This window comes from Neoroseomonas eburnea, from assembly GCF_018129005.1.
Taxonomy (GTDB): domain Bacteria; phylum Pseudomonadota; class Alphaproteobacteria; order Acetobacterales; family Acetobacteraceae; genus Neoroseomonas; species Neoroseomonas eburnea.
This window is the reverse complement of record NZ_JAAEDL010000007.1, coordinates 20074-33122: the sequence shown is the minus strand read 5'-3', so window position 1 is coordinate 33122 and position 13049 is coordinate 20074. Positions and strand designations below refer to the sequence as shown.

The 13049-nt window shown below is 72.9% G+C and carries 13 protein-coding genes; 2 read left to right on the top strand and 11 right to left on the bottom strand.

All coding sequences use genetic code 11. The features are described 5' to 3' along the window. Nucleotides 1-13: 13 nt before the first annotated feature. From GXW74_RS08790 to GXW74_RS08740, 11 genes are all read right to left on the bottom strand, one after another. Nucleotides 14-934 carry a type II secretion system F family protein gene (locus GXW74_RS08790; protein WP_246523106.1) on the bottom strand — a complete coding sequence of 307 codons (921 nt, stop codon included), beginning with the start codon at nt 932-934 and terminating at the stop codon, nt 14-16. After that, nucleotides 931-1896: a type II secretion system F family protein gene (locus GXW74_RS28600; RefSeq protein ID WP_211846117.1), complete on the bottom strand. Its 966-nt coding sequence runs from the start codon at nt 1894-1896 to the stop codon at nt 931-933. Before GXW74_RS28600 ends, GXW74_RS08790 begins: the two co-directional genes overlap by 4 nt. Next, on the bottom strand, nt 1893-3296 hold the full coding sequence (locus GXW74_RS08780; RefSeq protein WP_211846116.1) for a CpaF family protein: 1404 nt from the start codon (nt 3294-3296) through the stop codon (nt 1893-1895). The genes GXW74_RS28600 and GXW74_RS08780 overlap by 4 nt, the downstream gene beginning before the upstream one ends. Further along, nucleotides 3284-4525, bottom strand: a complete 1242-nt coding sequence (locus GXW74_RS08775; protein WP_211846115.1) for an AAA family ATPase — start codon at nt 4523-4525, stop codon at nt 3284-3286. The genes GXW74_RS08780 and GXW74_RS08775 overlap by 13 nt, the downstream gene beginning before the upstream one ends. Next, nucleotides 4512-4823 carry a hypothetical protein gene (locus GXW74_RS08770; protein WP_211846114.1) on the bottom strand — a complete coding sequence of 104 codons (312 nt, stop codon included), beginning with the start codon at nt 4821-4823 and terminating at the stop codon, nt 4512-4514. The genes GXW74_RS08775 and GXW74_RS08770 overlap by 14 nt, the downstream gene beginning before the upstream one ends. A gap of 10 nt (nt 4824-4833) precedes the next feature. Continuing rightward, nucleotides 4834-6315: a type II and III secretion system protein family protein gene (locus GXW74_RS08765; RefSeq protein ID WP_211846113.1), complete on the bottom strand. Its 1482-nt coding sequence runs from the start codon at nt 6313-6315 to the stop codon at nt 4834-4836. Further along, a complete protein-coding gene (gene cpaB / locus GXW74_RS08760) occupies nt 6312-7184 on the bottom strand; it encodes a Flp pilus assembly protein CpaB (RefSeq protein WP_211846112.1) in 873 nt (290 codons plus the stop codon). The genes GXW74_RS08765 and cpaB overlap by 4 nt, the downstream gene beginning before the upstream one ends. Before the next feature lie 3 nt (nt 7185-7187). Then, nucleotides 7188-7715 (bottom strand): prepilin peptidase, encoded by a 528-nt coding sequence (locus GXW74_RS08755; RefSeq protein WP_211846111.1) that lies wholly within the window; start codon nt 7713-7715, stop codon nt 7188-7190. A gap of 102 nt (nt 7716-7817) precedes the next feature. Then, a complete protein-coding gene (locus GXW74_RS08750; RefSeq protein WP_211846110.1) occupies nt 7818-8003 on the bottom strand; it encodes a Flp family type IVb pilin in 186 nt (61 codons plus the stop codon). 418 nt (nt 8004-8421) lie between these two features. After that, nucleotides 8422-9342: a nucleoside hydrolase gene (locus tag GXW74_RS08745; protein WP_211846109.1), complete on the bottom strand. Its 921-nt coding sequence runs from the start codon at nt 9340-9342 to the stop codon at nt 8422-8424. Continuing rightward, complete coding sequence (locus tag GXW74_RS08740) at nt 9339-10523, bottom strand: amidohydrolase (protein ID WP_246523105.1); 1185 nt, start codon at nt 10521-10523, stop codon at nt 9339-9341. The genes GXW74_RS08745 and GXW74_RS08740 overlap by 4 nt, the downstream gene beginning before the upstream one ends. Before the next feature lie 67 nt (nt 10524-10590). On the opposite strand from GXW74_RS08740, the gene GXW74_RS08735 reads away from it, so the two are divergent. Both GXW74_RS08735 and GXW74_RS08730 read left to right on the top strand, forming a co-directional pair. Beyond that, nucleotides 10591-11283 carry a phosphoribosyltransferase gene (locus GXW74_RS08735; protein ID WP_211846108.1) on the top strand — a complete coding sequence of 231 codons (693 nt, stop codon included), beginning with the start codon at nt 10591-10593 and terminating at the stop codon, nt 11281-11283. Beyond that, entirely contained in the window at nt 11280-12839 is a 1560-nt protein-coding gene (locus tag GXW74_RS08730; protein WP_211846107.1) for an ABC transporter substrate-binding protein, read from the top strand. The genes GXW74_RS08735 and GXW74_RS08730 overlap by 4 nt, the downstream gene beginning before the upstream one ends. Nucleotides 12840-13049: the final 210 nt, after the last annotated feature.

The following is a 13049-nucleotide window of genomic DNA, read 5'->3' as shown; positions in this document are numbered from 1 at the left end:
CAACTCCTTCGGCTCAGGGGCGCGCGGCGATGTCGAGCACCCGCAGCACGGCGGGTCCGCCGACGATGAGAAAGATGCAGGGCAGGATGAACGCGATGGTCGGCAGGGTGAGCAGTGCCGGCAGCCGTGCCGCGCGCGCCTCGAAGCGCATCAGCGTCTCGTGCCGCAGTTCGGTGGAGAGGGTGCGCAACGCCTGCGACAGCGGCGTGCCGTATTGCAGCGTCTGCGCCAGCGTGCCGCCGAGGCGGCGCAGCGATTCCAGCCCCGTGCGATCGCCCATGTTCTGCAGGGCCTGGCGCCGGTCGGACAGGATGCGCAGCTCGGTGCCGACATTGGCGAATTCCGCGGCGACGGCGCGGTTCGCCTCCTGCATCTCGGCGGCGACGCGTTCGACCGCGCCCTCGAGCGGCAGGCCAGCCTCGGCGCAGATCACCATCAGGTCGAGCGCATCGGCGAGGCCGCGCTCCACCTGCCGCGCATGCGCCTCCTTCATGCGGCGCAGCACCATGTCCGGCAGCACGAGCCCGGCGACCGCGGCGCCGGCCACCAGGAGGTTGCGCAGCATCGGCGCGGATCCCGCCGAAAGCGGCAGCATCGCCAGCGGCAGCGACACCATCAGCATGACCTTGGCGCCGATGAAGACCGCGACCGCGCGCGCGCCACGGAAGCCGGCGGCCAGCACGGTGCGCTGGAGCTCCGCCAGCGTCTCGCCCTTGACGATGCCGCTCGCCAGCACCGCCTGGCCGACCGCGCGCGCCACGCGCTGCGGCAGGGGCACGTCCACCGGCCGCTGACCCGCCGTGAGGCCGCGCAATGCCGCGATCCTGCCCTGCAGCCGCTCCGCCCGACGCAGCCGCGGCAGCAGCATGGCGACGCACAGCAGCATCGCCGCCAGCACCGCGAAGCCCGCCTGCAGGAGCTGCGCGCGGCTCATGCCAGGCTCCGCCGGATGATCGCCTTCATCGTGCCGAGCCCGGTCGCCAGCGACGCGATGGCGAAGCCGAGCACCATGTTCCCGCGCTGGTCCTGGAACAGCACCAGCACGTAGCGCGGGTTGATCAGCAGCAGGGCGGCAGCGGCAAAGACCGGCACGGCCGAGAGTACATAGGCGCTCGCCCGCGCCTGGCTGGCGAGCGCATGGCCGCGCTGGCGCGTGGCCACCCGCTTGCGCACCACGTCGGCGAGGTTGTCGAGCGTCTCCGTCAGATTGCCGCCGGCCGTGTTCTGCAAGGTCAGGGCAACCGCGAAGAAGCGATACTCCGCGAGGCCCGAGCGTCGCGCCAGCCGGCGCAGCGCCTCCTCCATCGGGATGCCGATGGCGAGCTGGTCCGACATGCGCCGGAACTCGTCGCCGGTGGGCTCAGGTATCTCCCTGCCGACGGTGCGCAGTGCCTCGACCACGGGAATGCCGGCGCGCACCGCCCGCACCACCATGCCGAGCGCATCCGGCAACTGTCGGTACAGCGCGTCCGCCCGCCGCCGATGCGCCGCGGCGAAGACCCAACGCGCGAGGCCGATCCAGCCGAGGATCGTGCCGACCCACCCCAGCGGCCCGAAGAGCGAGACGGCATAGGCCCCGCCGATCATCACCGGCAGCGCGGCGAGCAGCACGATCAGCGGCGGTGCCAGCGGATACTGGTCGAGCCGTTCCGCATCCCAGCCGAACAGGGCCGAGAGGCGGCGTTCCAGGGGCTCCGGGATCCGCAGCCAACTCGCCTGCGGGGGGCGCTGCGCGAGGCGGCTCGTCATGCGCACCCGCGCATGGGGCAGCGAATAGGCCGCGAAGCGCGCCGCGAGGCGTCGCCCCTGGCCCTTGCTGCCGGCGCTGTGCAGCCCCCACAGCGCCAGCCCGATGCCGAGCAGCAGCGCCAGCAGCAGGGCGGCGAGGCCGCTCACTCGCCGGCCTCCCCCAGCGCCGAGAACCAGGCGCGGTCGAGGCCGAAATAGGCGAGCCGCGGCGCGAAGGCCGGCCGTGCGCGGCTGACGCGATAGCTGCCGCGCAGCTTCCCGCCCGGCTCCTCGCCCTCGTATTCCCACTGGAAGATGTCGTTGAGGACGACGACCTCGCCTTCCAGCCCACAGACCTCGGTGAGCTGGGTGACGCGGCGGACGCCGTCGCGCATGCGCTCGATCTGCACGATGAGATCGACGGCGGAGACGATCTGCTGACGGATGGCGCGCGCCGGCAGGCTGGTCTGGCCCATCAGCACCATGTTCTCGATGCGCGTCACCGCGTCGCGCGTGGTGTTGGCATGGATGGTGGACATCGACCCGTCATGGCCGGTGTTCATCGCCTGCAGCATGTCGAAGGCCTCGGCACCGCGGCACTCGCCGAGGATGATGCGGTCGGGCCGCATGCGGAGCGCGTTCTTCACCAGGTCGCGCTGCGTCACCTCCCCGCGCCCTTCGAGGTTGGCTGGCCGGGTCTCCAGCGGGATGACATGCGGCTGCTGGAGTTGCAGCTCCGCCGCGTCCTCGCAGGTGACGATGCGTTCCGTCGGGTCGATCAGCCGCGACAGGGCGTTCAGCATCGTCGTCTTGCCCGAGCCCGTGCCGCCCGAGACGATGATGTTGAGCCGCGACCGCGCCGCCACCTCCAGGATGCGCGCCATGGCCGGCGCGACCGACCCATTCTGTACCATCTGCTGGAAGTCGATCTTCCGCTTGGCGAATTTGCGGATCGACAGGCAGGGCCCCAGCAGCGAGAGCGGCGGGAAGATGATGTTCACGCGGCTGCCGTCCGGCAGGCGGGCATCGACCATCGGGCTGCTCTCGTCGATGCGGCGGCCGACCTGCGCCGCGATGCGCTGCGCGATGCCGGCGAGGTGCGTGCCGTCGCGGAACCGCACGTTCGACAGCGTCAGCCGCCCCTTCTGCTCGATGAAGACGCGGAAGGGACCGTTCACCATGATGTCGGTGACGGTCTCGTCCTCCAGCAGCGGCGCGAGCGGGCCGAGGCCGAGCATGTCGTCCACAAGCTCGGCCGCGACCTCGCGCTGCTCGCGCGCGGACAGGCCGATGCGCTGGCCGTCGGCGATCTCGGCGATCATGCGCTCGACCTCGGCGAAGAGCGCCTCCTGCGGCAGGGCGGCAACCGAGGCCGGGTCGATGCGCGCGAGGCAGATCGCGCGCAGATCCGCCTTCTGGCGCTGCTGCGGCGTCAGCAGCGCCGCGGGCGGCGCAGCGGCGGCCGGCCCGGCGGCGGGCGCTTCGGCCGGCGTGGCTGGCGCCGGCGCCGGGGCCTCGGTGCGGACCAGCCGCCCGAAGGCGGGGGTGGGCAATTCTAGCGGAACCATCGCGCGAAGATCCCCCGCTTCTCGGCCTGCTCGCCCTCGGCACGGATCGAGGCGACCTCCTGCACCAGCCGCAGCAGCGATGCACGGAACGGCCCGCGCCGCGCCGCCGCCGGCTCCCCGAGATCGGCGGCCGGTGGAACGACCTTGGGCAGCCAAGGGATGACGAGGTCCGGCGCCTCCCCCAGTGCCTCCTTCACCTGCGCTTCCGTCAGCAGGCCGGGCTGGCCGGCGCGGTTCAGCACGGTCAGGGAGCGCCGCGACTGCGTCGGCGCATTGGGGATGGCGGCATAGCGCAGCATCTCCCGCGCGCCGGCGAGGCTCGCATCGGTGACGAGGACGCGCTGGTGCGCCATGTCCAGCACTTCCCGCGCCGCCGGGGCGCCGCGCGCGGGCAGGTCCACCACGACGAAGTTGTACCGCCGCCGCAGCATGGCGATGAGCCGCGCCGCGGCGCCGGGCTGGGCCAGCACGGCTTCGCCCGGATTCTCCTCCGCGGCGAGGACGTGCAGCCTTTCACCCACCGGCTGCGCAGTGCGCTCGACGAAGAGCTCGTCCACCCGCTCCGGATGTTCGAGCGCGGCACGCAGCCCGTTGGTGGTGCGCGCGCCGAGCAGCAGCGCCGCCGCCCCGCCATGCAAGTCAGCATCGAACAGCGCGGTATGGCGCCGCGCCTCCTCCCCCAGGTGCCAGGCCAGGTTGGCCGCGAGCGTCGTCGCTCCCACCCCGCCGCGCACGCCGGTGACGGTGATGACGCGCCCGCCGCGCAGGTGCATGTCGCGCGGGGTGGCGCCGCTGCGCAGATAGGGCAGCAGGTGCCGCGCCACCATTTCCTGCGTCAGCGGCTTGAACAGGTATTCCAGCACGCCGAGCCCGCGCGTGAGCTGCCGGTAGAAGGCCGCGTCCTGGCGTTCGCCGATGACCAGCACACGCACGTCGGGCTCGACCACCAGCGCCAGCTCCTCGAGCGCCGTGAGAGGCTGCTCGACGCCGGAGACGTCCACCACCAGCGCCAGTGGCGTGGCACTGCGCTTCAGTGTCTTCGTCGCCGCCAACACGTCGCCGCGCCGGACTTCCGCACCTTCCCCGAGTTCGGCCAGCAACGTCTCGCGCAGCACGGCATCGGACGCCGCATCGGCGACGAAGGCGATGAGCGGCGCACGATCGGCGGCCGGCGCGCTGGCCTGCGCCGGGGCGGGGGCGAGCCGGTCGGACCCGTCAACGCCCGCCATCGCCACCACCCGTCGCGGCGCCGGCGGCACCGCCCTGCCCGCTCGCCTGCAGCCGCGCCACGCCCGAGGCCGGCAGCGCCCTCAGCCGGTCATTGCGATGGCGATGCACCGCGGCGGCCGCGACCTGCCCGTCGGAGCGCGGATCGTCGATCCCGCGGTCGAGCATCGCCGGATCGGCGACATGGACACGAAGATTGGCTTCATTGGCATGGAGCGGCCGCCAGTTGCCCGCCCTTGTGTAGGGATCGATTGCCTCGCAGCCGCCGAGGAGGACCAGGAGCAGGATCGCGTGTCGCATCCCGCCTCCCTCAATCCAGGACGAAGCCGGGGTTGCCGGCCAGCCCGCGTTGGGGCGATGGCACGCCGCCACGCCCGGCCTGCGAACGGCCGGTCTGGCGCAGCAGCAGGATGCGCTCCACGTCGTTCGGCGGCACGTAGCCGTCGGTCGGTGCGACGACCGCGCGCGGGCTCTCCGCCGGACGCACCAGGTAGGGCGTGATGATGATGACGAGCTCCGTCTCGTTGCGCTGGAAGCGGTCGGAGCGGAACAGGGCGCCGAGGATCGGCACCTCCCCCACCCCCGGCAGCGCGCGGCCGGTCTGGCGCGACGAATCCTGCAGCAGCCCCGCAATGGCGAAGGCCTGGCCCGAGCCGAGCTCCACCGTCGTCTCCGCCCGCCGCACCGTCAGCGCCGGCACGGTGATGGTGTTGTTGTTGCCCGAGAGCAGCCGCACCGCGCCCTGGTCGGACAGCTCGCTGACCTCCGAGCGGATACGGAAGGAGATCCGCCCGTCCGACATCACCGTCGGCACGAAGGCGAGGCCGACGCCGAACTGCTTGAACTCGATGGTGACCTGGTTCTCGCGCTGGCTGACCGGGATGGGGAATTCCCCGCCGGCGAGGAAGGACGCCGTCTCACCCGAGGTCGCCGTGAGGTTCGGCTCGGCGAGGATGGTCACCAGCCGGTCCTGCGCCAGCGCGTCGATCACCGCGTTGATGTCGCGCAGCGCCTCGTTGCCGGTGCGGAAGCCAAGGCCGATGCGATCAGAGGGGGCGGTGCGATCGAAGGAGAAGTTGAAGGTCTCCACCGCCACGCTGGTCGGGCTGCCGATCAGCGTCCCGATGCGGCCGATGGTACCGAGCGCCTGCCAGTTGACGCCAAGCTGCCGCGTCACCTCCCGCGAGACCTCGGCCACCCGCACGCGCAGGTTCACCTGCGTCACGCCGGTGACGGAGATGCGGTTGTCGATCGGCAGGCGTTCATTCTCGAGCCGCGAGCGGATCAGCGTCTGCGCGCGGTCCGCATCCGCCGGCGCGCTGACCGTGCCGCTGACGATGATCCCGCCCGGCCCGGATTCGACACGCAGGCTGCGGTTGCCCGGAAAGGAGCGGCGCAGCGCCGATTGCAGGTCCGACAGCAGGAAGGCCGAAGGCCGCACCGTCACTTCCCACTGCACCAGCGGCAGCCCCGCCGCATCCATGGCAGCAAGCGTGGTGCGCCCCGGCGCGACACCGAAGACGAAAACGCTGGTGGGGCTCGCCGGGCGCATCTCGGCGATGCGCGGATCGGCGGCGAAAAGGCTCGCGGCCGGCGCCGAGAGTACCAGCACGCGCCCCGTACCGGCCTCGAGCGACATGCGTTCCACGCGCAGTCCGGGCGGTGATTGCGCGACGGGCAGCGACGCGGCCGGATCGGCCGGCGCCGTGGGTTGGGCCTGCGCACCAGCCTGCCCGGACAGCGCCAGCATCGCCACGCCCCAGATCGGAACGCGCTGAGGCCGTCTCCTCATCGGAACTGTATCTCCTCGACCCGTCCTGGGCCCCCGAAGACGCGGATCCTGGCGCCCGCCCCCGCCGCCGCGGCGGTGGCCGCGGTGCCGGCCGGGGCGAAGGCGCCGCTGACGTCGCCGCCCCAGACGGGGCGCTGCTCGACGCGCTCCTCCATCGGCGTGCCGGCGGCGCGCAGCGCAAGCGAGAGGCGGCCGAGCCGCGTCGCCACCGCGACCCGCGTCGCCTGCTCGGGCGTCACTTCGATGGTCACGGTGCGGTTGCTCTCGCGCAGCGAGTCCCCCACAGCGCCCGGCTGCATGCCCTGAACCAGATGGCGGTCCACGGCGATGACGCGGGCAGCCGGCAGCACCGTCTCCCCGGCGACGCGCCGCGCCGGGGCAATGTCGTTCTCCTCGAAGGCCTGGGTCAGGATCACGTCCACCCGATCGCCCGGCCAGATCAGCCCGGCCGCGCCGGTGACGGCATCGACACCGACGGTGACGGCACGCATTCCGGGCGCCAGCACGGCAGCAAGAAAGCCGCTCTCGCCCGGCCGCAGCACGGCATCGAGCCGCAGCACATCGCCCGGCGCGAGGGTCCGGCGCACCATGGCGCCGATCAGTTCGATCCGCGCCTCGGGCGAATCCCGCAGCCCGCCGAGGGGCATGTCGGCGCTCGCGATGTCGCGCGCCGCGAGGTCCTCCGGCTTCAACAGCGTGCCCGCCTGCACGGCACGCTCCGCGACCAGCAGGCTGACCCGCACCGGCGCCGCGGGGGCAGCCGCCATGCTCGGCGGCGGCGGCGGCGGCGCAAGCGCGAGCACGCCCAGCACCGCCATGCCGGCCAGCCCCACGATCACCACGACGATGAGGGCCAGGCGCAGCGCCATGCCTCAACGCCCCGGCGCGATCACGAGGAAGGCCGCACCGGCCGCAATGGCGACGCCGTAAGGCAATGGAGCGCCCCGGCCGATGCGCCACGCCTCGCAGCGCAGCACGCGACGCAGCACGCCCGAGGAACCCTGCAGCGCGCCCCGCCGGGGCAGCACGGCCCGCAACAGCAGGAGCAGCAGGCAGAGCAACCCGCCGGCCAGCGCAACCGCGAGCAGCAGCGCGACCACCTGCCCCGCGGGCACCAGCAGCGCCGCTGCCGCCAGCAGCTTCACGTCGCCGCCACCCATCAGGCCGCGCAGCCAGAGCGCCCCCGCAAGCAACAGCACCGCGCCCGCCGCAAGCAGGCCGAGGGCGAGCATCGGGCCGCCGGACACCGCCTGACGCAGCAGGCCGATCAGCGCGACGGCGGCTATGTGGGCATTCGGGATCCGCCGCACCGCGACATCGTGCAGCGCGGCAAGGGCAAGCCCAGGAAGGGCCAGCCAGGCGATCGCTTCCGGCAGGGAGGATGCAGGGAACGGGACCATTGCAGCGATCATCGCCAGGCCCACGTGAAGGAAGGGTTTATCGCCTCGCGGATGGCAGGCGCGAGGGGAGCGGCGAGCCGTGCCCTCGCCGCCCCGCCGGCGTCAGGTCGGCGCCACGAACTTCGCGGCGATACCGTTCAGCATCGCGTCGAGGTTGCCGCCGAGCAACGTCAGGCCACCGATGATCGCAACCGCGATGAAGGCTGCGATCAGCCCGTATTCCATCGCCGTCACGCCGCGCGTGTCAGCCTTCAGCGCCGAGATCCGCGCCGCAATCGTCCTCACCATGTCCGGGTCTCCGTGGACGCGCGCCGTCCGGCACGCGGGGGGGTTTGGAGGCCATGGCATCCTGCCAGCCAACGGGCGATCCCGGTCCGCCGCAAGGGGTCTCCCGCCACCCGCCGCGGGCACCGAACGGGGCCCTTCTGCACATCTAAGGAAGCGCGGTTTAAGGAAAGGTGAAGTGCGCGAGACTGATCCCGCTGAGCGTGGACCATGCCCTCATCGGCGAGGCTCGGCGGCATGGCGCGCGGAGCTGGGGCGGCTCCCCTTCGCCTTACCTCACGGAGACCGCTTCAGCCTCTTTGCTCCTTGCCAGCATCTTCGCCCGATCAGGCGTTTCCACCCGATCGGGATCTGCCCTGGCGGCGCGGCCCCGCGCGAGACAGGGGCTCCCATGCCGGCTTGGCCGAAGGCTCGGCCGATATCAGGGCAGCGCGGCGAGCCGTTCGCCGAGCAGCGCGAAGAACCCATCGGCGTCGAGCGTCTCGAGCAGCCGCGCATTCGGCGCCTGGCCACTGCGCTCCCAGCGATCCACCACGGTGCGGCCGCGCGTGATTCCGGCGCATTCGACATGCACATGCACGTCGCGATGGGTGAACAGGCCGGGGTCGATCAGCCAGGCGATGGCGCAGGGATCGTGCAGCGGATGGCCGCGATGGGCGAAGCGCCGGGAGGGCGGCACGCCCTCCATGATCCGCGCCGCCGCATCGAGGCATGCGCCGCCGCCCCGCCCCCGCAGCGCGGCGATGCGCGCCGGCGTCACCAGCGCCTGCGCCGTCAGTTCCAGCGTCGCGAGCGTCACCGGCCTGCCGCAGCCCAGCAGCAGCGCCAGGGCCTCGGGGTCGGACCAGGCGTTGAACTCGGCCGAGGGGGTGATGTTCCCCTCCGCCCAGGCGCCGGTCATCAGCACGATCTCCTCGACCCGCGCGACGAGCGCCGGCTCCGTCGCCAGCGCCAGGGCGAGGTTCGTCGCCGGCCCGATGCCGATGAGGGTGACGCGTTCCTCCCGCCGCAGCAGGTCGCGGATCGCATCCGCGGCGACGCCGGGCGTGGCGGGTGGACCCTCCGGCAGCACCACGCCGCCGAGGCCATCGGCGCCATGCACCCGCGTCTCCGCCGTGAAGGCACCCAGCAGCGGCCGGTCCGCGCCCGCCACCACCGGCAGGCCGCTGCGCGCGAGGCCGAGGATCGCGCGCGCATTGGGCAGCGTCTGCTCCAGCCCGACATTGCCGCCGGCCACCGTGACCAGCCGCAGGTCGAGCTCCGGCGAGGCGAGCGCGAGCCACAGCGCCACCGCATCGTCGGTGCCCGGGTCGGTGTCGATCAGGCAGGCGCGGCGGCTCATCCGAGCTCGGTCTCGACCAGGGAGCACCAGAAGGCCGCGCCATGCGCCAGCGCCGCGTCGTTGAAGTCGAAATGCGGGTTGTGGTGGAAGCCCTCGGGATGCGCCGGATCGCCGGTGCCGAGCCAGACGAAGGCGCCGGGCCGCTCAGCGAGGAACTCCGAGAAATCCTCACCCGGTGTCAGCGGCGGGTGGTCGTCCATGGCGTGCGCATCGCCGAGCGCGGCGCGCGCGGCCTGCACCGCGATGGCGGCCTGCTCGGCGCGGTTGATGGTGGGCGAGATGCGGCGGATGTAGCGCGGCTCGGCCTGCACGCGGCAGGTGGCGGCCACCCCGTGCGCCACCGCGGCGAGCCGCGCTTCCAGATGGTCGCGCACCTGCGGCGTGAAGGCACGCGCGGTGCCGCACAGAAACACCTCGGCCGGGATGACGTTGGGTGCGTCCCGCGCGCCGGCGGCCATGTGGCCGACGGACAGGACCGCGGCCTGCAGAGGGTCGATCTCGCGCGCCACGATCATCGGCAGGGCGGCGATGAACTGCGCGGCGGCGAGCGGCGCATCCGTGCCGAGATGCGGCCGCGCGCCATGGATGCCGGCGCCGCGGAAGGCGACTTCCCAGGTGTCGGAGCTTGCCAGTACCGGCCCCTTGGGCACCGCGACCGTTCCGAGCGGCAGGCCCGGCAGGTTGTGCATGCCATACACCGCATCGGCGGGGAAACGGTCGAACAGGCCTTCCTGCACCATGCGTCGCGCGCCGCCGCGGCCTTCCTCGGCCGGCTGGAAGACGAAGCGCACCGTCCCGCCGAAGCGGTCGCGGTTCGCCGCGAGCCAGCGCGCGGCACCGAGCAGCATCGCCGTATGCCCGTCATGGCCGCAGGCGTGCATCTTTCCCTGGGTGGCGCTCGCGTATGCGGCGCCGGTCGCCTCGGGCATCGCCAGCGCATCCATGTCGGCGCGCAGCGCGACGGCGCGGTTGCCGCCTGCCGCGCGCGTGCCCGTCAGGGTGCCGACCACGCCGGTCGTGCCGATGCCTTCCTCGACCGCGATGCCCCAGTCGCGCAGCAGGCTGGCGACGATGCCCGCGGTGCGCGTCTCCTCGAAGCCGAGTTCGGGATGGCGGTGGAAATCGCGCCGCCAGGCGGTCATCTGCGCCGCCAGCGGGGCGAGGTCGTCCGGCGATGGCATGCGGGCCTCCGTTGCTGCGCCGCGGCGAAAATGCCACGTTGACCGCCATCCGACCACAGGCCGACCCATGGAATTCTGGCAGTCATTCGAGCCCGGCAGCGGCACCGAAGGCCCCTTCGCCGATCGCTACCCCGCCGCCATGCCGGATGGCTCGCGACTCGTGCTGCCCTTGCGCGACTACGGCGATGTCGCCGTCACCGGCTTCATCGCCAACCAGGCGTCGATCCCGGTGGCGAAGCGCATCGCCCTGTGGATGGCGGAGGCGGCGCAGCCGTTCGGCGCCGAGGTGGTGGTCGGCGTGCCGACCCTCGGCCAGACCTTCGCGCCGCTGGTGGCCGATGCGCTGGGGCACACGAACTGGGTGGCGCTCGGCTGGTCGCGCAAGCGCTGGTACGAGGAGGCGCTGTCCGTGCCCGCCTCCTCCTCCACCGCGCCCGGCGAGCGCCGGCTGTGGCTCGACCCGCGCTTGCTGGACCGCCTCGCGGGCCGGCGTGTGCTGGTGGTGGACGACGTGATCTCGACCGGGACTTCGGCGCTGGCGGCGCTGGCGCTGCTGGGGCACGTGCAGGTCCGCCCCCTCGCCCTGGTCGTGGCGATGACCCAGGGTGACCGATGGCGCGCCGCCTGGCCGGCCGATGTTCCGCTGCGCGCGGCCTTCGCCACGCCGCTCTTCGCGCGCGTGCCCGGTGGCTGGATGCCGCGGCCGGAGACCGCGCCACTCGATCTCTGCCCGCTGATGTCCCGGAGGGACGCCGCATGAAGCGCCTGTTCGCCGCCGCCGTCGCGGCCGCCATCGCCTTCCCCGCCGCCGCGCAGGACCGCGCGGAACTGCGTATCGGCGTGGAGGCCGGCCCGACCAGCCTCGACCCGCACTATGCCAGCCTGATCACCAACATCGCCTTCGCGCGCCACGTGTTCCAGCCGCTGGCGGAACAGGACCACCGCCAGGCGCTGCGCCCGGCCATCGCCCGGTCCTGGCGGGTGGTGGACGACACCACCTGGGAACTGGAGCTCGATCCCGATGCCCGCTTCTCCGACGGGCGCCCGGTGACGGCGGAGGACGTCGCCTTCACCATCCAGCGCGCGGGGGACGTGCCGAACAGCCCGTCCTCCTTCCGCTACGCGACGCGGCCGGTCGCGGCGGTGGAGTCGGTCGGGCCGCACAGGATCCGGCTGCGGACAAACGGCCCCTTCCCGCTGCTGCTGAACCAGCTCGCGCTGGTGATGATCGTGCCGAAGCAGGAGAACGCGACCACCGCCGCCTTCAACGCCGGCACGGCGACCATCGGCAGCGGACCCTATCGCCTGGTCTCCTGGCAGCCGGGCCAGCCGGTGCGCTACGCGCGCAACGACGCCTTCGCCGGCACGCCGCCCGCCTTCGCGACGGTCGAGTTCCGCCCCATCGCCAATGCCGGCGCGCGCGTCGCCGCCCTGCAGGCCGGCGACGTCGACCTCATCGAGATCGTCCCGCCCGAGCAGTTCGCCCGCTTCAAGGCGGACCAGCGCTTCGCCACGGCGGAAAGCCCCTCCAACCGGCTGATCTTCCTCACGCTCGATTCCGGCCGCGAGGACAGCCCGCATGTCCGTGCGCCCGAAGGCGCGCCCCTGCGCAACCCGCTGCGCGATGCCCGCGTGCGGCGCGCCTTGTCGATCGCCATCAACCGCGAGGCGCTGGTCGCGCGGACCTTGCAGGGGCAGGCGGTCGCGGCGGGGGATCTCGGCCCGGCGGGGTATTTCGGCACCTCGCCCGACCTGACGCCGCCCGCCTTCGACCTCGACGGCGCACGGCGGCTGCTCACCGAGGCCGGCTTTCCGCGCGGCTTCGCCGTGCAGGTCAACGGCCCCAACGACCGCTACGTGAACGACGAGCAGGTGGTGCAGGCGATCGCCCAGTTCTGGACCCGCGCCGGCCTGCAGGCGACGGTCGAGGTCAAGCCGCGCGGCGTCTGGCTGACCGAGGCGGCGCAGCTTCGCTATTCCGTGAACCTCGCGGGTTTCTCGCCCAATCCGGAGGTGCTGGGCATGCTGGAGACCCAGGTGCATTCCTGGGACACGACGCTCGGCCTCGGCACCGCCAACCGCGGGCGGTTCGGCAACCCGGAGATCGACGCGCTGATCCAGCGCGCCCGCACCACCATGGACAATGCCGCGCGCGAGCGCCTGACGCAGGAGGCGACGCGCCGCGCCATCCGCGACGAGACGGCATTGATCCCGCTCTACTTCCAGGTGAACACCTGGGCGATGCGGCGCGGCGTGACCTATGAGGCGCGGACGGACGAGATGACGCTCGCTGCCTCGGCGCGGCGCGCGCCGTGATGCGCGGTGCCGCCCTGGTCGTCTGATCCCGCCCGGCAGGACACGGGCAGGGCAGCGCGCGGCTCCGGACGGCACGCCTGCCCATCTCCGCCGCCGCCTCCGGGTCGCTGCGCCAGGGCGAGGACTCGCCGCTGCAGGTCCGGACCTGCCGACGCCTGCTGGCGCCGGCGCCCATCAGCGGCAGCCATCGCCGCCGGCGCCGCATGAACG